The sequence below is a fragment of the Planotetraspora sp. A-T 1434 genome, from assembly GCF_025420585.1.
In the GTDB taxonomy this organism is placed as follows: domain Bacteria; phylum Actinomycetota; class Actinomycetes; order Streptosporangiales; family Streptosporangiaceae; genus JAOEGB01.
The window spans coordinates 105,057-125,006 of the sequence record NZ_JAOEGB010000009.1 but is presented as its reverse complement, the minus strand read 5'-3'; the positions used below and the strand labels follow the sequence as shown (position 1 = coordinate 125,006).

Annotated in this window: 19 protein-coding genes and 1 pseudogene; 6 read left to right on the top strand and 14 right to left on the bottom strand. The window is 68.5% G+C overall.

Annotation, left to right across the window (positions count from 1 at the left end):
- Window positions 1-11: 11 nt before the first annotated feature.
- Genes N5079_RS13995 through N5079_RS13975 form a run of 5 tightly spaced genes read right to left on the bottom strand, consistent with a single transcriptional unit; the run spans window position 12 to window position 5,584 of the window.
- Window positions 12-422, bottom strand: coding sequence for a MaoC family dehydratase (locus tag N5079_RS13995; RefSeq protein WP_261584100.1), 411 nt, complete (start codon window positions 420-422; stop codon window positions 12-14).
- Window positions 422-1,417, bottom strand: coding sequence for a bifunctional MaoC family dehydratase N-terminal/OB-fold nucleic acid binding domain-containing protein (locus N5079_RS13990; RefSeq protein WP_261584099.1), 996 nt, complete (start codon window positions 1,415-1,417; stop codon window positions 422-424). Before N5079_RS13990 ends, N5079_RS13995 begins: the two co-directional genes overlap by 1 nt.
- A gap of 32 nt (window positions 1,418-1,449) precedes the next feature.
- Entirely contained in the window at window positions 1,450-2,622 is a 1,173-nt protein-coding gene (locus N5079_RS13985; protein ID WP_261584097.1) for an acyl-CoA dehydrogenase family protein, read from the bottom strand.
- Window positions 2,622-3,692, bottom strand: a complete 1,071-nt coding sequence (locus N5079_RS13980) for an acyl-CoA dehydrogenase family protein (protein WP_261584096.1) — start codon at window positions 3,690-3,692, stop codon at window positions 2,622-2,624. Before N5079_RS13980 ends, N5079_RS13985 begins: the two co-directional genes overlap by 1 nt.
- Complete coding sequence (locus N5079_RS13975) at window positions 3,692-5,584, bottom strand: AMP-binding protein (protein ID WP_261584095.1); 1,893 nt, start codon at window positions 5,582-5,584, stop codon at window positions 3,692-3,694. The genes N5079_RS13980 and N5079_RS13975 overlap by 1 nt, the downstream gene beginning before the upstream one ends.
- 255 nt (window positions 5,585-5,839) lie before the next feature.
- Between N5079_RS13975 and N5079_RS13970 the strand changes: the two genes are divergently transcribed.
- The 3 genes from N5079_RS13970 (at window position 5,840) to N5079_RS13960 (ending at window position 8,637) form a co-directional block, all read left to right on the top strand.
- A complete protein-coding gene (locus N5079_RS13970) occupies window positions 5,840-6,442 on the top strand; it encodes a TetR family transcriptional regulator (protein ID WP_261584093.1) in 603 nt (200 codons plus the stop codon).
- 128 nt (window positions 6,443-6,570) lie between these two features.
- Window positions 6,571-7,731 carry a steroid 3-ketoacyl-CoA thiolase gene (locus N5079_RS13965; RefSeq protein ID WP_261584092.1) on the top strand — a complete coding sequence of 387 codons (1,161 nt, stop codon included), beginning with the start codon at window positions 6,571-6,573 and terminating at the stop codon, window positions 7,729-7,731.
- Between the two features lie 225 nt (window positions 7,732-7,956).
- Entirely contained in the window at window positions 7,957-8,637 is a 681-nt protein-coding gene (locus N5079_RS13960; protein WP_315967830.1) for a FadR/GntR family transcriptional regulator, read from the top strand.
- A gap of 115 nt (window positions 8,638-8,752) precedes the next feature.
- Here N5079_RS13960 and N5079_RS13955 read toward each other — a convergent pair whose 3' ends face one another.
- Window positions 8,753-9,316, bottom strand: coding sequence for a C40 family peptidase (locus tag N5079_RS13955; RefSeq protein WP_261584090.1), 564 nt, complete (start codon window positions 9,314-9,316; stop codon window positions 8,753-8,755).
- 672 nt (window positions 9,317-9,988) lie between these two features.
- Between N5079_RS13955 and N5079_RS13950 the strand changes: the two genes are divergently transcribed.
- A complete protein-coding gene (locus N5079_RS13950; RefSeq protein ID WP_261584089.1) occupies window positions 9,989-10,708 on the top strand; it encodes a hypothetical protein in 720 nt (239 codons plus the stop codon).
- 574 nt (window positions 10,709-11,282) lie between these two features.
- On the opposite strand, the gene N5079_RS13945 is transcribed toward N5079_RS13950, so the two are convergent.
- The 6 genes from N5079_RS13945 to N5079_RS13920 all read right to left on the bottom strand — a co-directional run bounded on the left by N5079_RS13945 (window position 11,283) and on the right by N5079_RS13920 (window position 16,598).
- Window positions 11,283-12,131: an amidohydrolase family protein gene (locus tag N5079_RS13945; RefSeq protein WP_261584088.1), complete on the bottom strand. Its 849-nt coding sequence runs from the start codon at window positions 12,129-12,131 to the stop codon at window positions 11,283-11,285.
- Between the two features lie 240 nt (window positions 12,132-12,371).
- Entirely contained in the window at window positions 12,372-13,307 is a 936-nt protein-coding gene (locus N5079_RS13940; RefSeq protein ID WP_261584087.1) for an aldo/keto reductase, read from the bottom strand.
- Window positions 13,304-13,609, bottom strand: coding sequence for an L-rhamnose mutarotase (locus tag N5079_RS13935; protein WP_261584086.1), 306 nt, complete (start codon window positions 13,607-13,609; stop codon window positions 13,304-13,306). Before N5079_RS13935 ends, N5079_RS13940 begins: the two co-directional genes overlap by 4 nt.
- 31 nt (window positions 13,610-13,640) lie before the next feature.
- A complete protein-coding gene (locus tag N5079_RS13930) occupies window positions 13,641-14,393 on the bottom strand; it encodes an SDR family NAD(P)-dependent oxidoreductase (protein WP_261584085.1) in 753 nt (250 codons plus the stop codon).
- Between the two features lie 40 nt (window positions 14,394-14,433).
- On the bottom strand, window positions 14,434-15,744 hold the full coding sequence (locus N5079_RS13925; RefSeq protein WP_261584084.1) for an L-fuconate dehydratase: 1,311 nt from the start codon (window positions 15,742-15,744) through the stop codon (window positions 14,434-14,436).
- The gene (locus N5079_RS13920) at window positions 15,741-16,598 is read right to left on the bottom strand and encodes a fumarylacetoacetate hydrolase family protein (protein WP_261584083.1); all 858 of its coding nucleotides are present in this window, start codon (window positions 16,596-16,598) and stop codon (window positions 15,741-15,743) included. The genes N5079_RS13925 and N5079_RS13920 overlap by 4 nt, the downstream gene beginning before the upstream one ends.
- Window positions 16,599-16,908: 310 nt before the next feature.
- Here N5079_RS13920 and N5079_RS13915 point away from each other — a divergent pair, with 310 nt between their 5' ends.
- Entirely contained in the window at window positions 16,909-18,156 is a 1,248-nt protein-coding gene (locus N5079_RS13915) for a cytochrome P450 (protein WP_261584082.1), read from the top strand.
- Window positions 18,157-18,200: 44 nt separating this feature from the next.
- On the opposite strand, the pseudogene N5079_RS13910 reads toward N5079_RS13915, so the two are convergent.
- Both N5079_RS13910 and N5079_RS13905 read right to left on the bottom strand, forming a co-directional pair.
- Window positions 18,201-18,615: pseudogene (locus N5079_RS13910) on the bottom strand (IS5 family transposase); the annotation flags it as partial.
- Window positions 18,616-18,625: 10 nt separating this feature from the next.
- Window positions 18,626-19,213, bottom strand: coding sequence for an NADPH-dependent FMN reductase (locus N5079_RS13905; protein WP_261584081.1), 588 nt, complete (start codon window positions 19,211-19,213; stop codon window positions 18,626-18,628).
- Window positions 19,214-19,301: 88 nt separating this feature from the next.
- Between N5079_RS13905 and N5079_RS13900 the strand changes: the two genes are divergently transcribed.
- A complete protein-coding gene (locus tag N5079_RS13900; protein WP_261584080.1) occupies window positions 19,302-19,790 on the top strand; it encodes a MarR family winged helix-turn-helix transcriptional regulator in 489 nt (162 codons plus the stop codon).
- Window positions 19,791-19,950: the final 160 nt, after the last annotated feature.

The window sequence follows — 19,950 nt, the reverse complement described above, 5'->3', positions numbered from 1 at the left end:
CTTGTGCATGATCACGCGCGGGTGAGGCGGACGGTGGCGGTGGCGTGGGGGCCGAGGCTGACCATGCCGATCACCTCGATCGTGATCTCGCCGTCCGCCACCCCGGCCACCGTGCCGGAGAAGGTGAGGGTGTCGCCCGCGTACGCCGGCACGCCGAGCTTGACCTTGATGCCGTGGAGCAGGGCGCCGGGACCGGCCCAGTCGGTGACGTACCGCTCGACCAGCCCCATCGTCGTGAGGATGTTGAGGAAGATGTCCTTCGACCCCTGTGCCCGGGCGCCCTCGGTGTCATGGTGAACCGGCGTGAAGTCCCTGGTCGCGATCGCGGTCGAGACGATCACCGTGGGGGTGAGCTCGATCGTGAGCGGCGGCAGCGTCTTTCCGGCTACGACCTGCTCCTCCGTCGACGTGCGGCTCTGCATCACGACTCCCTCGGAACCCGTATCGTCGCCTGAACCGGCCCCTGAATCGGCGCCTGAATCGGCCCCCACATCGGCAAGGTCAGCTCGTCGTCCATCTCGCGGTAGGTCACCCACACCGGCATACCGATACCCACCTCCGAAGGGGGACAGTCCACGACGTTGCCTACAATCCGCACTCCTTCCGGCAGTTCGACCACAGCGACCACGAAAGGCGTCTCCCGTCCCGGCACCGGCGGATGGTGGTGGACCACGTAGCTGTAGACCGTGCCCACACCGCTCGCCACGGCGTAGGTCCGGTCGGTCGAACGGCACGAGGGGCAGATCGGCCCAGGGGGATGCCGCAGTTCGCCGCAGCCACGGCATTTCTGAATGCGAAGCTCCCCCCTGGCCACCCCCTCCCAGAAGAACTCGGTGTCCCTGTTGACGGCCGGTTTCAGCGGGTACGGCTCGCGCGCCGCCGGCTTACGCCGAGGACGGAACTTGAGGAGCCGGAACAGCATCTCCGCCACCGGCTCGTCGCGGGAGTACCAGGTGACGTTCCACGTGACGAAGTAGCCCTCGCCGAGCGCGGTCTGCTTGGGACCGGCCAGGTCGGCCATCCGCGTGCCGACGGTCAGCTCCTCTCCGGGCCGCACGTACCGGTGATACGTGTGCTCGCAGTTGGTGGCGACCACCCCCGTGTACCCGGCCTCGGTGAGGGCGTCGAGCACGTCGTCCAGCGGCACCCTCGTCTGCCTGGCCGCGTCGCGGTCGAGCCCCTGCATCGACCAGACCTGGATCATCGCCGGCGGTGCGACGGCGTCCGGACCGGTGTAGCGGGGATTGCGATCTCCCATCGCCTCGGTCCAGTGCCGGATCATGGTCGCGTTCACCGGGTACGGCGTGGCCAGCCGAGGGCCCTCTCCCGCCTCGATGGCTTTCTCCGCCACCGCCATGAGCTGATCGCGCACATCCGACTCCGCCGTCACCGTCTCGCTCCCCTTTCCACGGCTCATCCCGGCTCCACGGCTCATCCCGGCTCCAGGGCTCATCTCGGCGGCTTGGGGAGCTGGAGGCCCAGCATGGCGATGAGCTCCCGCTGCACCTCGTTGACGCCTCCGCCGAAGGTCAGCACGATCGCGCCCTTGACGCCGTGGTCGACACGGTCGATGAGGTCACGGGTCTCCTCGTCGCCAGGATCTCCGAACCGGGCCAGCGTGTCGCCGACGATCCGGCCGACGTCCTGCATCCGCTCAGAGCCGTAGATCTTGGTGGCCGAGGCGTCGGGGGCCCCCAGCCAGCCGAGATCCATGTTCGCGGCGACCTGCCAGTTGAGCAGCTCGTTCGTCCGGAAGTACGCGTAAACCCGGGCGATCGCCCGCCGTACGGCCGGCTCGTCGTAGAGCGGCCTGCCGTTCCTGCCGGGCTTGTCCTTGGCCCACCGGACGAACCGCAGGTAGGTGTGCGCGATGTTGCCCGCCGGGCCGAGGGTCACCCGCTCGTGGTTGAGCTGGTTGACGATGAGGTCCCAGCCCTTGTTCACCTCACCGACGACCATGTCCACCGGGATGCGGACGTCGGAGTAGTAGGTCGAGTTGGTGTGGTGCCGGCCGTCCATCGTGATGATGGGCGTCCAGGAGTAGCCGGGATCGTCGCAGTTCACGATCATCATGGTGATCCCGCGGTGCTTCTTCGCCTGCGGATCGGTGCGGGCGGCCAGCCAGATGTACTGCGCGTAGTGCGCCCCGGATGTGAAGATCTTCTGGCCGTTGACGACGTAGTGGTCGCCGTCCCTGACGGCCGTCGTCCGGAGCGAGGCCAGGTCCGTGCCCGCCTCCGGCTCGCTGTAGCCGATCGCGAAGTGGCACTCCCCCGCGAGGATGCGCGGCAGGAAGAACTCCTTCTGCTCGGCCGTGCCGTACTGCATCAGGGTGGGGCCCACGGTCTGCAGCGTGATGATCGGGTAGGGCACCTCGGCTCTGGCGATCTCGTTGGCGAAGATCTGCTGCTCCAGCGGGCCGTACCCGCCCCCGCCGTACTCCTTCGGCCAGCCGAGGCCGAGCTTGCCGTCCCGGCCGAGCCTGCGGCAGTGCTCCATGTAGGCGTGCCCGAACGGGTCCTGGGCGATCTTCGCGCGATCTTCGTCGCTCAGGCAGCCGGCGAAGTAGTCACGCAGCTCGTCGCGGAGCCGTCGCTGCTCCCGTGTCAGTTCGATGAACATCAGACCAGCGCTCCGATCAGGTCGAGCTGGGCCTCCGCGCCGCCCAGCAGGTGGGCGGCGTGCTTGCCCCAGGCGAAGTAGCGGTGCAGCGGGTAGGTCACGTCGAGGCCGATGCCGCCGTGCAGGTGCTGGCAGGTGTAGAGCGCCCGCAGCGCGGCGTCGGCGGTGTTGTAGGCGGCGATCGCCAAGTCCTCCTCCGCGGGCAGCCCCTCGGCCAGCCGCCACGCGCCCGACCACACGGCCACGTCGAGCGCCCTCCCCGCGATGTACACGTCGGCGATCTGCATGGTCACGGCCTGGAACTCGGCCAGCGCCCGGTCGAACTGTTTGCGGGTCCGGATGTAGTCGGTGGTCAGCTTGAGCGCTCCCGCGAGGACTCCCGAGGCGGTGGCGGTGATCCCCGCGAGCGCGTGGAGCCGCAGCGACTCCCACGCCCGTCCGTCCGGCCGGCCGACGAGCTCGCCGGGGGCGTCGTCCAGGGTGATCACCGCGCCCGGCTCTCCCGTCGAGAGCGGCGTGTCCCGCACTGCCACCGCCCCCGGCTCGACCAGGAAGAGCCCGATCCCGGCTCCCTCGACCTGGGCCGGAACGAGGATCTTCGCCGCCTCGGCGGCATAGGACACCATGCTCTTGCGGCCCGTGATCCTGCCGTCCGCCGCCGTGGCCGTGGGAGGCTCGGCGAGATCCGCGCCCGGCTCCCGGAGGGCGAACGTGAGCACGATCTCCCCTTCGGCCAGCGGCGCGAGCGCCTCCCTCTGGGCCGCCGTGCCGTACTGCGCGATGGTGAGCGCGGCGACCAGGCTGGACAGCACGGGGACCGGCGCGACGTGCGCGCCCACCTCCCGCAGGATCACCGCCATCTCGACCGCGCCCAGCCCCGCGCCGCCCGCCTCCTCGGGGAGGCACACGCCGAGCAGCCCCGCCTGGGCCAGCGCCTTCCAGGTCCCGGTGTCGTACGGCTGGCCGCTCTTCTCGTGCGCGTCGATCCTGGCCTGGGTGGCCTCGCGGGCGAGCACGCCGGATGCCAGCGTGCGCAGCTCTGCCTGGGTCTCGTCCAGATTGAAGTCCACTAGCTCTCCAGAAGGTGTTGCCGGCCGTGCCGGGCGAACTCGTTGGCGATCTCCGTGGTGTCCTCCGGGGTGAGCCGCCGCCAGCCGTCCTCACGGGGCGGCCGCCACCAGACGGGGTCGCCGACCCGCCATCCTTCGGAGGCGAGGCGGCGCTTGATGACCTTGTTGGACGGCGTCTGCGGAAGTGCGGTGCTGATCCGGATATATCGAGGTACGGCTTTCGCGCCAAGGTCATCGCGGCGTGCGAGGAAAGCGGAGAACGACGCGATGTCGAAGTCATCCCGCTCCGGCGTGTCTTGCTCGGGCGTATCTCGCTCGGGCGTATCTCGCTCGGGCGTATCTCGCTCGGGCGTGTCTCCCGCCACCGCGTCTCCCTCCGGCATGTCTCGCTCCGGCGTGCCCCGCTCGCGTGTGAGGACGAGCGCGGCCATGACCTGGTCTCCCGCCGCCGCGTCCGGCACGGGATAGACGGCGGCCTCCACGACACCGGGGAACTCCCTGATCACACCCTCGATGGGGGCGACGGCGAGGTTCTCCCCGTCGACGCGGAGCCGCTCGGTGCCCCGCCCGGCGAAGAAGACGTATCCCTCCTTGTCGGCGTACGCGAGGTCGCCGCTCCAGAAGGCGCCGTCGCGGACCCGCTCGACGTCGGCCTCGGGGTCGTTGTAGTAGCCGTCGAACAGGCCGGGCCCGGCCGTGTTGACCAGCTCGCCGATCGCCTCCCCGGCGTTGCGGAGCCGTCCGCCCTCGATGACCGCCGGCGGGCACGGCCTGCCGGTCAGCGGGTCGCGGATCTCGACGCCGCCGGGCAGGCGTCCCAGGCATCCCGGCGGCCCGGCGGGGTCCGGCGAGATCGAGATCGCGGTCTCCGTGGAGCCGAACGCGTCGATCACGTGACACCCGAAGCGCTCCCCGAAGCGCCTGGTGGCGATCGCGCTGCCCTCATTGCCGAAGGCGATTTTCAGCGTGTTGTCTCGGTCGTCCGGGCGCTCGGGGGTGGCCAGCACATAGGACAGGGCCTTACCGACGTAGTGGAGGTAAGTGCAGCCGTACTTCCTGACGTCCGGCATGAGGCCGCTGGCCGAGAACCTGCGCCGCAGCACCAGAGCGGCCCCCGACGCGACGGCCGGAGCGTACGCCGCCATGATCGCGCCCGAGTGGAAGAGGGGCATGGAGCAGTAGACGACGTCCTCGGGCGTGAGCAGGGCGGCCAGGCTCATACCCGGCACCGCGATCTTCCGCTGGGTGACCCTGACCGCCCGCGGCCTCCCCGACGTCCCCGACGTGAAGATCAGCATCGTCAGCGCGTCCCCCCGGACGGCATCAGCCCCTGGACCTGTGTACGCCCTGCCGGGCCATACGGCATCGGCTGAAATGACGGGGATGTGAAGCTCGGCCGCCATCTCGTCCGCGAGGGTGACGTAGGAGCCCTCGGCGACGAGGAGGTCGACGTCGGTGGCCCGCGCGTCCCGCGCCAGCTCGGACGCGGCCCGCGTGGTGTTGAGGGCGACGAGGACGTTGCCCGACAGAGCGGCCGCCCCCAGCAGGAAGACGAGCTCCGGGACGTTGTCGAGGAGCACCCCGACGTGGAGCGCGTCCTTGCCCAGCTCCGCCGCGCGGCCGGCCATCCAGGCGCCCCGCGAGCGGCACTCCGCGACGTACTCCCGCCACGTCCAGACGCGGTCCTCGAACAGCAGCCCGGGGCGGTCGTCCGCGCCGCGCCGCTCGATCAGCGCCGCCAGTGTCTCCGCAGCTGTCTCCCCGACGGTCTCCGCGGCTGACTTCGCGGCTGACCCCGCGGCTGACCCCGCGGCTGACCCCGCGAGCGTCTCCGCCGCCTCTGCGGCGGCGGGCGTCATCGGAGAGTGTGAGGACTCGCTCGCCTCTCCCAATCCCGCCTCCTCGCGAATGTCGACAGAACCGCAAACTAGAACGGATTCTAATCTCTGTCTAGGGGGTAACTTCTTGAACCATCCATGACACGTAGATGAAACACGAAAGTCATGGATGGACGCGGTTCTTTGTGACTGGTGAGTAACCCAGCCGGACACGAGGAAATCAGATAACGTGTTCCTATGCGTACCCCGCATGCCGTCTCGGATGCCGCCACTGATGCCCTCACGCCACCTCCGGAGGGAGCGCCCAGCGTGGAAAGCCATCCGATCTCTACCGCTGCCGCCCCCGGCGTCCGGACCCGGAGTCAGCATCAGCGGCGCAAGCGCATCGTCCAGGCGGCGGCCGCGCTCGCCTCTCGGGGCGGCGTCGAGGCCATGCAGATGCGCACGGTGGCCGAGCGCGCGGGCGTCGCTCTTGGCACGCTCTACCGCTACTTCCCGTCGAAGATGGATCTCGTCGTGGCGGTGGTAGGCGAGGAGATCGATCTGCTCGAGTCGAGCATCGAGCGACGGCCGCCGAGCGCGTCCACGGCCGCCGGGCGGGGCGTCGACGTCCTCATGCGGGCGACTCGCGGCCTCATGCGTGAGCCGGAACTCGCCGACGCCCTCATCCGCTCGCTGATCCTGGCGGAGGTGGAGACGCCGTTCGGCGACCGGATGGCCGGGCTCCTCCTGCGGGTCGCCGGAGAGGGCCTCACCGAGGAGGACGCCTCCGAGGAGCAGTTCGCCCTTGCCGGATCCCTCTCCAGCGTCTGGGTCCACGAGCTGCTGGAGATGCTGCGTGGCCGCCGGACCTACGACCAGATCCAGCGGCGCATCGAGATCGCCGCCGCACGCCTCCTCGCCGACTTCTGACTCCGGGCGTCGAGTTTCTCGCCGGCGGAACGACGTCCCCCCCCCCCGCTGGACCTGGCTTCTTCCAGTCGAAAGTAGAACGGGTTACATTCTGAACCAGAACAAGGTTCTGAGCGCAGGAGGTCCCCGTGGGCACGCCGGTCATCGTCGAAGCGGTACGCACTCCGATCGGAAAGAAGGGCGGCTGGCTGTCGGGCGTCAAACCGCGGGCCCTGCTGGGCGCCACCCTGAAGGGCTTGGTGAACAAATCCGGCATTGACCCCTCGACCGTGGGACAGGTGTTCGCCGGCTGCGTCACCCAGGCCGGAGAGCAGGGCGGTCACGTGGGCCGGTACGCCTGGCTGTACGCGGGCCTGCCGTACCAGACGGGCGTGACGACGATCGACGCGCAGTGCGGATCGTCGCAGCAGGCCGTACACCTGGTCGCGGCGCTGATCCAGGCGGGCGTCATCGACGTGGGCATCGCGTGCGGTGTCGAGGTGATGAGCCGCCAGCCGCTGGGCAGCAACGTCCTCCCCGCCAGGCCCCAGCCCGACGACTGGTCGGTCGACCTGCCGGACCAGTTCACCGCCGCGGAGCGGATCGCGGGCCGTCGCGGCACCACGCGTCAGCAGCTCGACGCCTTCGGCGCCCGCTCGCAGCAGCTCGCGGCCAAGGCGTGGGCCGACGGCCGGTTCGAACGCGAGATCCTGCCCGTGGTCGCTCCCGTGCTCGGGGAGGACGGCACACCGACAGGCGAGCGCCGCATGGTGACCAAGGACCAGGGGCTGCGCGAGACGACGGCCGAGGGGCTCGCCAGGCTCAAGCCGGTGCTGGGCGAGAATGGCCTGCACACGGCGGGCACCTCGTCGCAGATCTCGGACGGCGCCGCGGCGGTGCTGCTGATGAGCGAGGAGGCAGCCGCTCAGCACGGATTACGTCCCCGTGCCAGGATCCTCGCCCAAGCGCTTGTCGGCGCCGAGCCGTACTACCACCTCGACGGCCCGGTGGACGCGACGGCGAAGGTGCTCGCACGGACCGGGATGGCGATCGGCGACCTCGACCTCTTCGAGGTGAACGAGGCGTTCGCGGCCGTCGTGCTCTCGTGGGCGTCGGCCCACCAGCCGGACATGGACCGGGTGAACATGAACGGCGGAGCCATCGCGCTTGGCCACCCGGTCGGGGCGACCGGCTCGCGCCTGATCACGACGGCACTGCACGAACTGGAGCGGTCGGACTCGTCCACCGCCCTCATCTCGATGTGCGCCGGAGGAGCCCTGGCAACCGCCGCAATCCTCGAACGCGTCTGACCCACCACACCCCAACCCACCCCAACCCACCACACCCGCCGTGCGCGCCCGTGCGCGCCCGTGCGCGCCCGTGGGCGCCACCAAATCCGTAACCTGCCTTCTTACAGCAGGAATAGGCTCGGGTCGGATCGGGTGACGAGGCACTTCGTCATAGACTCTTAGACATCGGATGTCTAAGAGTCCGGGCAAACGTGACATATCGCCTGTCGGCAGGGGCTCCAAGGGGTGCATGGCGTGGCAGTTACCGACGCGGCTATCGACAGAATCAAAGACATGATCATCTCGGGGGAGCTGGCCCCGGGCGATCGGCTGCCCAAAGAGGCCGATCTGGCGGAGCGGCTGGGCCTGTCCCGCAACTCGCTCCGTGAGGCGGTCCGAGCGCTCGCTTTGATCAATGTCCTTGACGTACGGCAGGGCGACGGCACCTATGTCACCAGCCTGGAGCCGCACCTCCTTCTGGACGCGTTGTCGTTCGTGGTCGATTTCCACCGGGACGACACGGTCCTGCAGTTCTTCCAGGTGAGAAGGATTCTGGAGCCTGCCGCGACGGCGATGGCGGCGACGCAGATGAGCGACACCGACATCGAGAACCTGCGCAAGATCCTCGACTCGCTGCCCCCAGAGCCCAGTGTCGAGCAGCTCGTGGCCAACGACCTCGAGTTCCACCAGCGGATCGCGGCGGGCTCGGGCAACGCCGTGCTCTGCTCCCTGATAGAGAGCCTGTCCGGGCCGACTACCAGGGCGCGGGTGTGGCGTGGTCTCACCCAGGAGGGCGCGCTCGGCAAGACGCGGGAGCAGCATGTGGCGATCTACGAGGCGATCGCCGCCCGCCAGCCCGAGGTGGCCAGGGCCTGGGCGACCGTCCACGTCGCCGGCGTCGAGGAGTGGCTCCGCCAAGCCCTCTGATTCCTCCTCAGCGCGTGTGCCGCCGCACGTGCCGCCCACATACCGCCGCGCATGCCCCTGCGCGCCACAATGCGGAACCCCCTGGGCAACCGAATGGGTGTGCCACCGGGTGCGGTCAGCCGGGCCGTACGGCCCCGCGGAAGGTCTGCAGGTAGAAGGCCGAGTGCAGGACGTCGACCTTGCGCACGACATCTCCCGTCTTCGGCGCGTGGATCATCATCCCGCCCTTGGCGTACAACCCCACGTGGGCGGGAGCCCCAGAGCCGCCGCCGAAGAACAGCAGGTCGCCAGGCCGTATGCCGTGGAGGGACACCCGACGGCCCTGGTGGAACTGCGTCCCCGTGTAGTGAGCCAGCTTCACTCCGGCCCTCGCCCACGCCGCCACGGCAAGGCCTGAGCAGTCGAACCCGACACGGACCGCGCCCTTACCGATCCCCCGGCTCGGCCCGCTCAGCGAGCCGCCACCCCAGGTGTACGGCAGGCCGAGCCACCTCTCCGCCGCGTGGACCGCGATCTCGCCCCGCGTCGTCCGCGTGGTCCTCTCCGTCGCGATCTTCGTCGTCTTATGCCTCGAAGACGTCTTGCCGGAGCGTTTCTCCTGCTCCGCCTCGCTTCGCCGGTCGGGCGGCGGGCCGCCGGGACGAACCCACCACTCAGTGGGAGCCTTGGGTGGCCTCACACCTCTGGCCTGCCCATGCGGCTCTCCTCGTCCTGGGCGTTCCGATCGGTACCACACCCAGCCGAGCTCCTCCCAACCTCGCTCTGCTCCAATCGGCGGCATGGGTCCACCCGGCGCCGACCTGCTCGGCAGCGCTCCCCCGGGCGCTGACCTGCTCGGCCCCGAGCTGCTCCGCAGAGCAGAAGCGGGTGTCGTTCGGCCCGGATTCACCTCCTCTCTCCAAGGCGCGTTGAATGCTGCTCCGGCGACGGCCCCGGCGCCGAGACTGATGGCCAGGATGAATGGGATCACTGTTTCCTCCCGCACTCGATGGAAATCGATGGGAAATCGATGGGAAATCGAGCCTCAGGATGCGATCCCGGCCACAGCCGCCCGCCGCCGAACCCAGTTCTGTGGATAACTGGCGTTTTCCACAGAAGAACGGAGAGCTCCTGTAGACGGCCAAGAGATCGTTTCAGCCCCGGTCGGGACGTTGCTACGCGCCTGAGCTGCGGAAACTCTTACACCACTCCTGTGACGCAACCGCGCAGACGAGTGCCTTTCATTGGGGTAGGGAGTGGGATGAGCGGGCCGTCTCTTTGAGTCGCAATACGGCGATCGCATATTATTCTGTGCCTGTTCGGAGCAGAATGGCTCCGGCTTGAGAAAGTGAACGACACCAGGGGGAGACGCGTGCGTCCGCACGAGGAAACGCTGGTCCTGCGTGACCCGTACCGGATCGCCGGCTTGTGGGTGCGTGTGGCCCTGCTGGTCGTGCTGCTATGGGGCGGCCTCATAACTGTTCTAAGCGCGGCTCCCCTGGAGCGTTCCGCTGCGGATTTCCAGACGGCGCTGCGGGCAGGGCAGGTCACGTACGTGATCTATAAGGGCACCGGTAATTGCCTGGACGATTTACGCTGGTCCAGCGGCCCTCTGTTCTGGTATCAGGCGAAAGAGCTGTGGAACCTGACCTATACCAGGCGCGATCTGTCGCACGATCTCAGCGCGGCGGGTCCAGGCCCGGTCGTGCGGAGGGTTTCGCGGCATGACGATGGCAAGGGACTGTTTCTTGATTGGCCGTTCCAGGTCCCCGTTCCCCGGCTGAGCTGGCTGGTCAAGGCGGCGTGGATAGCCACGCTCGTGATCATGCTCGGGACAGCGCGGCCCCGCCTGGGCAATCGCTGGGCGTGGTTTTGGCTTTTCACGGTTGGTGAGATCGGAGCCATCGCGTTCCTGTTTTTCGAACCCCGTCCGATCTGGTGCGGGCCCGGACCTCAGGGGCCGGCCTACGTTGGTCGGATGGGCGGTGGTCAAGGCTGCCTTATCGCTATCTGTTTTAACCTGATGGCTTCTGCCCTTGCCGCTGTAGGGATATTGGACGTGGTGCGGACCATAATTGGGGGCTCCGGCTAGGCTGACCTACGTGGAGGATTTTCCTGCGGTCGTCGCCGATGCTCTGGTCCGTGCCGAAGAGCATGGATTCACTTTCTCCAGCGAGCCTCTCGTGGGCCGCCTTCTGGCGACTCTCGGAGCCGCGGTCCCGCCGGGCGGACGGGTACTGGAACTGGGCAGCGGCGCCGGTGTGGGGACGGGCTGGCTAGTCCACGGAATGGCTGGTCGCGACGACGTGTCGCTGGTCTCGGTGGACAATGATCCGGTCATGACGAAAATCGCCGAGGCCGGACGCTGGGTAATCCACGGGCGGGCTACGGGCCAAACGACCATCGGGAGCGGGACACTCGTGGAGGTTGCACCCGATCTTGTTGCACGGCTGCGCATGTTCCGCCATGGTGAGGCACGGCGTTCAACGTCTGAACGGTGCCGTTCTCGCTGCGGGGGGCCCTTCGAAAGGGCAAGGGCGCGATGGTGCGGGAGGGCCCTCGGCGCCTCACATTCACGACACACCTCGGCACTCCTGGCGCGCCGGGCCGCCCGGACCGCACGCACCCGGGGATCCGTGATGTTTCTCCCGGTTGAGGATCCAGCCTCAGGTGCGGGGCAGGCCGTACCATTCCTGGGCGGTGGAGCCGAAGACCTGCGCGCGCTCGGGCTCGGAGAGGCCGGCGGTGAGTTCGCGAGCCAGCTCGACGACCTGGCCGTACGACGCGGCGAGTTCGCAGACCGGCCAGTCCGAGCCGAACATCACACGGTCAGGGCCGAAGCACTCCAGAACATGGGCGGCATATGGCGAGATCTGCGGCGTCTCCCATGACGTCCACGACGCCTCGGTGACGAGGCCGGACAGCTTGCACGCCACGTTGGGCAGCTTGGCGATCTCCTTGATCTCGCTCGCCCAGGGCTCCATCTCCCCGGAGGCGATCGGCGGCTTGGCGGCGTGGTCGAGCACGAACCGCAGGTCGGGGGTCTCCCGCGCCACGGCACGGGCCACGGGAAGCTGCGGCAGCAGCACCAGCAGGTCGTAGGCCAAGCGGGCGTCGCAGATCGCGCGCAGCCCCCGGCGGACGTCGGGCCGGGCGATCCAGGCGGCGTCGGCCTCATCCTGCACCTGATGGCGGAAGCCGGCGAGCCGGTCGCCGCCCACCAGGTGGCGCAGCTTGTCCACCTGGTCGGCCACGTCGGCCGCGGTGAGGTCCACCCAGCCGACTACTCCGGCGATCAGGCCGTCCGACGCGGCGGCCGTGCTGAGAAACTCGGCCGTCTCGTCCGAGTCGGAGACGGTCTGCACGAGCACCGTCCCGCTCACGCCCGCCGCGGCCGTCTCCCGCCGAAGGTCCTCCAGCGTGTACGGCTTCCGCAACGGCGTCAGGGCGTCGCCGGACATCCACGGATATTTCCGCCGAGACGGATCCCACAGATGATGGTGTGCGTCGATCACGTCAAGTCTCCCGGTACGCCCCATGCCTGATCACGATGGGGGATGTCCATGGTCAGATGGGTCAAAGAGGAATCAATGCAAGATCACGTAAGGGGTTCGCGCTGGTCGACGGCCCGGCCGGGAGCCTGCGCATGATCACGACGAGGGCTGGGGCTGGCCAGAGGGCATATCCAGGAAAGCGTGCATGATCACGCACAAGGTTGCGGCTGGCCAGAGGACACATCCGGAACCCGTGCATGATCACGCCGAGGGGAAGAGATCGGGCCAGAGGGCGTCGGGGATGGGCTGGGCGGCCAGGGTCATGTTCTGCTCGACCTCGGCTGCCGATCGCATGCCGATGACGACCGACTTCACCGCCGGATGCCGGAGCGGGAAGGCCATCGCCGCCTGCGGAAGCGTGACGCCGTGACGTTCGCACACCCTGGCCATCTCCCGGGCCCGTTCGAGCAGCTCGGGAGGCGCCGGCGCGTAGTTGAACGTCCCGCTCGGATCGTGGGTGGCCAGCAGGCCACTGTTGAACACTCCTCCGGCGAGGACGGACACTCCACGCTCCACGCACAGCGGGAGCAGCTCGTCCGCGCCCGACTGGTCGAGCAGCGTGTAGCGCCCGGCCAGCAGAACGACGTCGATGTCCGTCTCCCTGACGAAGCCGGCGAGCATCTGCCACTGGTTCATCCCCGCGCCGATCGCCTTGACCACGCCCTGGTCGCGGAGCTCGGCCAGCGCCGGGTACGCCTCGGAGACGGCTTCCTTCCAGTGGTCGTCCGGGTCGTGGATGAGGGCGATGTCGATCGTGTCGAGGCCGAGGCGCTCCAGGGACTCCTCCAGCGACTGGCGGACGCCGTCGCGGGAGAAGTCCCAGACCCGCTTGTGGGTCGCCGGCACGTCGAAGCCCTGGTCGTCACGGAAGGCATGGTCGTCGCGCCCGCCGGCCGAGCTCGGCACGAGCAGGCGTCCGACCTTCGTCGACACCACGAATTCCTCGCGCGGCCGCTCCCGCAGCGCCGCCCCGAGCCGCCGCTCGGACAGGCCGAGGCCGTAGTGAGGTGCGGTGTCGAAGAGCCGGATCCCGGTGTCCCAGGCGGCGTCCACGGCCGCGAACGCCTCCTCGTCCGTCAGGGCCGAGAACAGGTTGCCGATGGGCGCGGCTCCGAAACCGTGCCTGGTCAGGTTCACGGGAGCTCCCATACCTGGTGAAGCCCGGTGGAGGAGGGGTCGAAGTCGCCGTCGAGGAGGGGGTTGATCCGGGCCTGCCACGCCTGGTCAGCGGGGTGGTCGCGGAGGAACTCCTGCAGCCGGGCGTAGTCCTCCACCTCCACGTAGTGGAAGAGGTCGAGGCCGTCGCGCCAGATCCGCCAGGTGTGGACGCCGCCCTCCCTCAGGGCGGCGTCCAGGTCGGCCGGAATGATCGCGTGGACCTTCTCGTACTCCTCCTCGCTGCCCGCCTTGATGCGGGTGCGCAGAGCGATCCTTTGCATGGGTGAGCCTTCTGCTGGGAAACCGGGACGACTAGGACGAGCGGGGCCGCAGCCGCAGGCCCTGCATGCCGCCGTCGACGGCGAGAGCCGTACCGGTGGTGGCGGAGGCGAGCGGGCTGGCGAGGTACGCGATGGCGTGCGCGATCTCCTGCGCGCTCACGAGCCGGCCCATCGGCTGGCGCTGTTCGAGCGCGGCCCGCTCGGCGACGGGGTCGGGCGCGGCGTCGAGCAGGCGGCCGACCCAGGGGGTGTCCGCCGTGCCCGGGTTGACGCAGTTGACCCGGATGCCGTCCTGCACGTGATCTGCCGCCATCGCGAGGGTCAACGATAGTACGGCCCCTTTGGATGCGCTGTAGAGCGCCCGGTTCGGCAGCCCGGCCGTCGCGGCGATCGAGCAGGTGTTGACGATGGCCGCGTGCTGCGACTGCCGGAGGTACGGCAGGGCCGCCCTGGCCACGCGGACCATGCCCACCACGTTGATGTCGAGGACCCGGAGCCACTCGTCGTCGGGGTTGTCCGCGACGGTCCCGGCGGCTCCGATCCCGGCGTTGTTGATGACGATGTCGATCCCGCCGAAGTGCTCGGCCGCCGCGGCGACAGCCGTACGGACCGAGGAGTCGTCGCTGACGTCGGCCTTGAGACCGAGGAACGGCTCGCCGGGCGGGTTGATGTCGAGGCAGGCGACGCGGGCGCCGCGCTCGGCGAGCAGGGTCGCCGTGGCGAGCCCGATTCCGGAGCCGCCGCCGGTCACGAGTGCGGCAAGGCCGTCGAATTCCGCGCTCATCGGTCACTCATCCCTTGCATGCTTCGGGGGGTCGAACAGCTCATGAGGATCTCCAGACCGGTCCATCGGGGTAAGAGTAGGCCGCGATGGACTCGGGGTACATGGTGGCGCTGAAGCCGGGGGCGAGCGGTGCCCGGTAAGCGCCGTTGCTGATCACGACGGGGTCGACGAAGTGCTCGTGGAGGTGGTCGACGTACTCGATGACCCTGTCCTCCATGGAGGCGCTCACGGCGACGTAGTCGAACATCGACAGGTGCTGGACCAGCTCGCACAGGCCCACACCGCCGGCGTGCGGGCAGACCGGCACGCCGAACTTGGCCGCGAGCAGCAGGATCGCGATGTTCTCGTTGACCCCGGCGACGCGGGCGGCGTCGAGCTGGAGGTAGGAGATGGCGCCCGCCTGCAGGAGCTGCTTGAAGATCACCCGGTTCTGCACGTGCTCCCCGGTCGCGACCTTGATGGGGGCGACCTCCCGCGCGATGGTCGCGTGGCCGAGCACGTCGTCGGGGCTCGTGGGCTCCTCCACCCACCACGGGTCGAACTCGGCGAGCGCGTTCACCCAGGCGATGGCCGTGCCGACGTCCCAGCGCTGGTTGGCGTCCACGGCGATCCGGATGTCGTCGCCGCACGCCTCTCGGGCGATCCGCATGCGCCGGATGTCGTCGTCGAGGTTGGCGCCCACCTTCAGCTTGATCTGCGTGAAGCCGTCCTGGCAGGCCTCCTTGCACAGGCGGCGCAGCTTGTCGTCGCTGTAGCCGAGCCAGCCGGGCGACGTGGCGTACCCGGGGTAGCCGTGCTCCTTGAGGTGCGCGATCCGCTCCTGCCTGCCGGGTTCGGCCGCGCGGAGGATCGCCAGGGCCTCCTCGGGCGTGATGGCGTCGGTGATGTACCGGAAGTCGACGAGGTCGACGATCTCCTCGGGGGACATCTCGCTCAGAAGGAGCCAGACCGGCTTGCCCGCCTGCTTGGCCTTGAGGTCCCACAGGGCGTTGACGACCGCGGAGATCGCCATGTGCATGACGCCCTTCTCCGGGCCGAGCCAGCGGAGCTGGGAGTCGTAGACCATCTCGCGGTACACCGCGCCGATGTCGTCGGTGGACCTGCCGATGACGTACGGCTCCAGGGCCTTGATGGCGGCGGTCTGGATGTCGTTGCCCCGGCCGATGGTGAAGGCGAAGCCGTGGCCCTCGTGCTCGCCGTCGCGGAGCACGAGGTAGGCCGCCGAGTAGTCGGGGTCCGGGTTCATCGCGTCGGAGCCGTCGAGCTCGACCGACGTCGGGAACCGGATGTCGTAGGTCTCCATCGCCGTGATCACGGAGGACTCTCTCGACGTGACCTGCTCCGCCGTCATGCCTGGCCAACCGTCTGGCGCTGCCGGCCGAGGCCGTCGATCTCGATCTCCATCACGTCGCCCTTCCGCAGGTACGGCTGGCTGGGCATGCCGAGTGCCACGCCCGCCGGGGTCCCGGTGTTGATCACGTCTCCCGGGTCGAGGACCATGAACCAGCTCAGATAGCGGACGATCTCGGCCACCTCGAAGACCATGTCCTTGGTGTCGCCGTTCTGGCGGAGCTCGCCGTTGACCCACAGCCGCAGGCCCAGGCTCTGGGGGTGGGGGACCTCGTCGGCCGTCACCAGCCACGGGCCGAGCGGGTTGAAGGTCTCGCACGACTTGCCCTTGTCCCACTGGCCGCCGCGCTCCAGCTGGAACTCGCGCTCGGAGACGTCGTTGGAGATGGCATAACCTGCGATCACCGACAGCGCGTCCTCATGGGACTCCAGGTAGCGGGCTGTCTTGCCGATCACCACGGCCAGCTCGACCTCCCAGTCGGTCTTCTCGCTTTTCCTCGGAACGAGGACGTCGTCAAAAGGTCCGACGACTGTGTTGGATGCCTTCATGAAGACGACCGGCTCGTCCGGGATCGCCGCACCGGACTCGGCGGCGTGGTCGCGGTAGTTGAGACCGATGCACACGACCTTTCCCGGGCGCGCGACGGGCGCCCCGATGCGCAGCCCTTCGGCGTCCAGGACGGGCAGGTCGTCATCGGCGAGGGCGGCACGCACACGTTCCACCCCATCGCCGGCCAGGAACCGCCCGTCGAGATCCGCTCCGTTCAAGACGCCGGTCAGGTCGCGCAGGCGACCCTCGCCGTCGAGCACCGCCGGGCGCTCGGCGTCTTTGGATCCAACCCGAAGCAGCTTCACAAGGTCCCCCTATACATCCGATGTTTTCTCCAAGAGAAGGTTCGTGGGAGGTGGCGGTGATGTCAAGTCCACAAGCGTAAAGACATCGGATGACCTGCGATGACGACTGTCGGTTACTGAAAACAGGTGTCGTTACATCATCGTTACCAGGGATCACTACCGGGGAGGCAGCCTTGACGAGCGCACGAGGCCGTAATAGAACACGTTTCAGTAAGAGGCTCCGAACAAGCGATTGATCAAACGGATATCTCACCGTCATGGGCCGGAATCGCCCCTCGACAACGGCAGCCGAACGCAACTAGGTGGTCCCATGCACATCGACCTCGTCGACCAGGACGATTACGCCAGCCAAGGTGTCCCGCACGACCAGCTGCGATGGCTCCGGGACAACGCCCCGGTCTTCTGGCACGAGGGCGACGCCGAGCGCGGCTGGCCCGGCTTCTGGGCGATCACCAAGCACGAGGACGTCGTCCACGTGTCCCGTCACTCGGACCTGTTCTCGTCAGCGCGGCGGCTCGCGCTGTTCAACGAGATGCCGGAGGAGCAGCGCGACCTCCAGCGGCTCATGATGCTCAACCAGGACCCCCCGGAGCACACCCGGCGGCGGTCGCTGGTCAACCGCGGCTTCACACCCCGCGCGATCGGCCAGCTCGAAGAGCACATCCGAGACATCTGCCACCAGCTCGTCGACGAAGCGCAGCGCAAGTCCGCGTTGTCGCGCGATCTCATGCCGACTTCTGAGATCGCTGAAGTCGACTTCGTCAGGGACATCTCCGCGCCGCTGCCGCTGTACGTGATCTGCGAGCTGCTCGGCGCGCCGGTCGAGGACCGGGACAAGATCTTCGAGTGGTCCAACCGGATGATCGGCAGCGAGGACCCGGACTACGCCACCACCCCGGAGGAGGGCGCCGTGGCGGCCGCCGAGGTCTACGCGTACGCCAACGCCCTCGCCGCCGCGCGCAGGGAGCAGCCGAGGGACGACATCGTCTCCAAGCTCATCCAGCCGGCCGACAACGGCGAGGTGCTGGCGGAGGACGAGTTCGACCTGTTCGTCCTGCTGCTCGTCGTCGCGGGCAACGAGACCACGAGGAACGCGGCGTCCGGCGGCATGCTCACCCTCTTCGAGCATCCCGAGCAGTGGGCGCGGCTGGTCGAGAATCCGGCGCTCGCCCGCACGGCGGCCGACGAAATCGTCCGATGGGTGTCGCCCGTCAACCTCTTCCGCCGTACGGCCACGGCCGACACCGCGATCAGGGGCACGAAGATCGCCGAAGGCGACAAGGTCGTCGTGTTCTACGCCTCGGCCAACCGGGACGCGGACGTCTTCGCCACGCCGGACGTCTTCGACATCGGGCGGGACCCCAACCCGCACATCGGCTTCGGCGGCGGCGGCGCCCACTTCTGCCTGGGCAACCACCTGGCCAAGCTAGAGCTGAGGGTCCTCTTCGAAGTCCTGGCGGAGCGCCTCCCGGGCATCCGCCAGACCGGCGACGCCACCAGGCTGCGGTCCAACTTCATCAACGGCATCAAGACCCTCCCCGTCACCCTCTCCGCGTGATGATCAACACCCCACCCTTCTCGGCGTGATCATGCACAGGTTCCCGGACGGCCGTTCCCACCTGTGCGGACTTCCGCCGTGAACGCCGTTCGCGCCCGTCCCCTTTTCCGCGCACCGGCCGCGTGCTGGTGGGAGCGGTTGATGGTGGAGTCCACCGGCACCGTCCATTCCACCGCTCCGACGGAGTCGTCCCGCGCCTGAATCTGCTCGAGGAGGCGGGTCCAGGTCCCGTCCCGCTCCCAACGGGCGAACCGCTCATAAAAAGTCTGCCACGGCCCGTAGCGTTCTGGCAGGTCACGCCAGGGAGCACCCGTTCGCAACCGCCATAACACGCCGTTGATTACTTGCCGGTGGTCGCGCCACGGACGGCCTGGTCCATCGGTAGCCGGCAGCAGGGGGCTTCAGCGCCTCCCATGCTGCGTCCGTCAGCTCGCCGCGTCGTATCACGTGATCGGTCACGAACTGGGCCTCATGCAGCCGTGGGCGTCTGCGTCTTGGCCTGGCGCACCCCGCGCAGGGCGCCGGACCAGGCGATCAGCTGGTCGAGCATGTCGCCTACGGCGGTGTGGAGGCCATCCTGGGGGACGAAGGTGCCGGTGTGGAACGAGGGGTGTGTCGAGATGGTGGGCTGGGCGCGGACCGTGGCCACCTGGAGTTCGGCGAGGACGAGCCGCAGCGCTTCGGCGGCCCGGGCCCCGGCGACCCAGCCGCCGTAGCTGATGATCCCGGCGGCCTTGTCGTTCCATTCCCGGTAGACGTAGTCCAGGGCGTTCTTCAGGGCTCCGGGGAAGGAGTGGTTGTACTCGGGGACGAGGAAGACGTAGCCGTCGAAGCTGTCGATGAGTGCGCCCCAGGCGCGGGTGTGGTCGTGCTGGTACTGCTGGAAGTTCGGGTTGCCGGGCTCGTCGAGGTTGCCGAGGTCGTGGTCGGCGAGGTCGATGAGTTCGTAGTCGGCTCCGCCGTGGGCACGGGCGGCCTCCAGTGCCCAGGCGGCGATCTTGTCGCCGCGGCGTCCGGGGCGGGTGCTTCCGAGGATGACTGCGATGCGAAGTGGCATGGTCTTCCTTCCGAGAGAGTTGTCACGTCAACTCTAGATTGGGCGGAGTTGAAGTGACAACTCTGCTGGTCGCGGTATCCTCGGCGACATGACGGAGACTCGATCGCTGGAACCGGAGGAGTGGGAGTTCTGGGATACCTGGATGCGCGCGCAGCGCCTGCTCACCAGGGAGCTGGAGCGTGGTCTACAGCATGACTGCGACATTTCGAAGGCCGAGTTCAGCGTGCTGGTGACGCTGTGGCAGGCCGCTGGCCGCGAGATGCGTGTCGGTGAGCTTTCCGAGTCACTCGACTGGGACAAGAGCCGCGTCTCACATCAGCTGACGCGCATGGAAAAACGCGGCTTCGTCAAGCGCACCCAGTACGGGGCCGATGGTCGCCGCGCGGGGATCGGGCTGACCGCCGAGGGGCTCCGCGCCGCCCAGACTGCCATCCTCGTGCACGGCGGCAACATCCGCCGCCACTTCCTCGACTCACTGACCCCCGAGCAGGCATCAGTCATCCGGGCATGGAGCGAGCAAGCAGTCGATCGCCTGGAGCCGCACCGCAGCGAGGCTGCCAGCGACGGCGTGTCCTAGACCGCGTCCCACATTGCCCTCATAGACACCGCCGATACGGCCCTGGGCATTCTCAGACAGGCCCTAGGCGGGAACCCGTGCATGATCACGGCGGGAGGGGGGCCAGGTGGGGAGCACCCCGCAGGAACCTGTGCATGATCACGGCGGGAGGGAGGGGAGG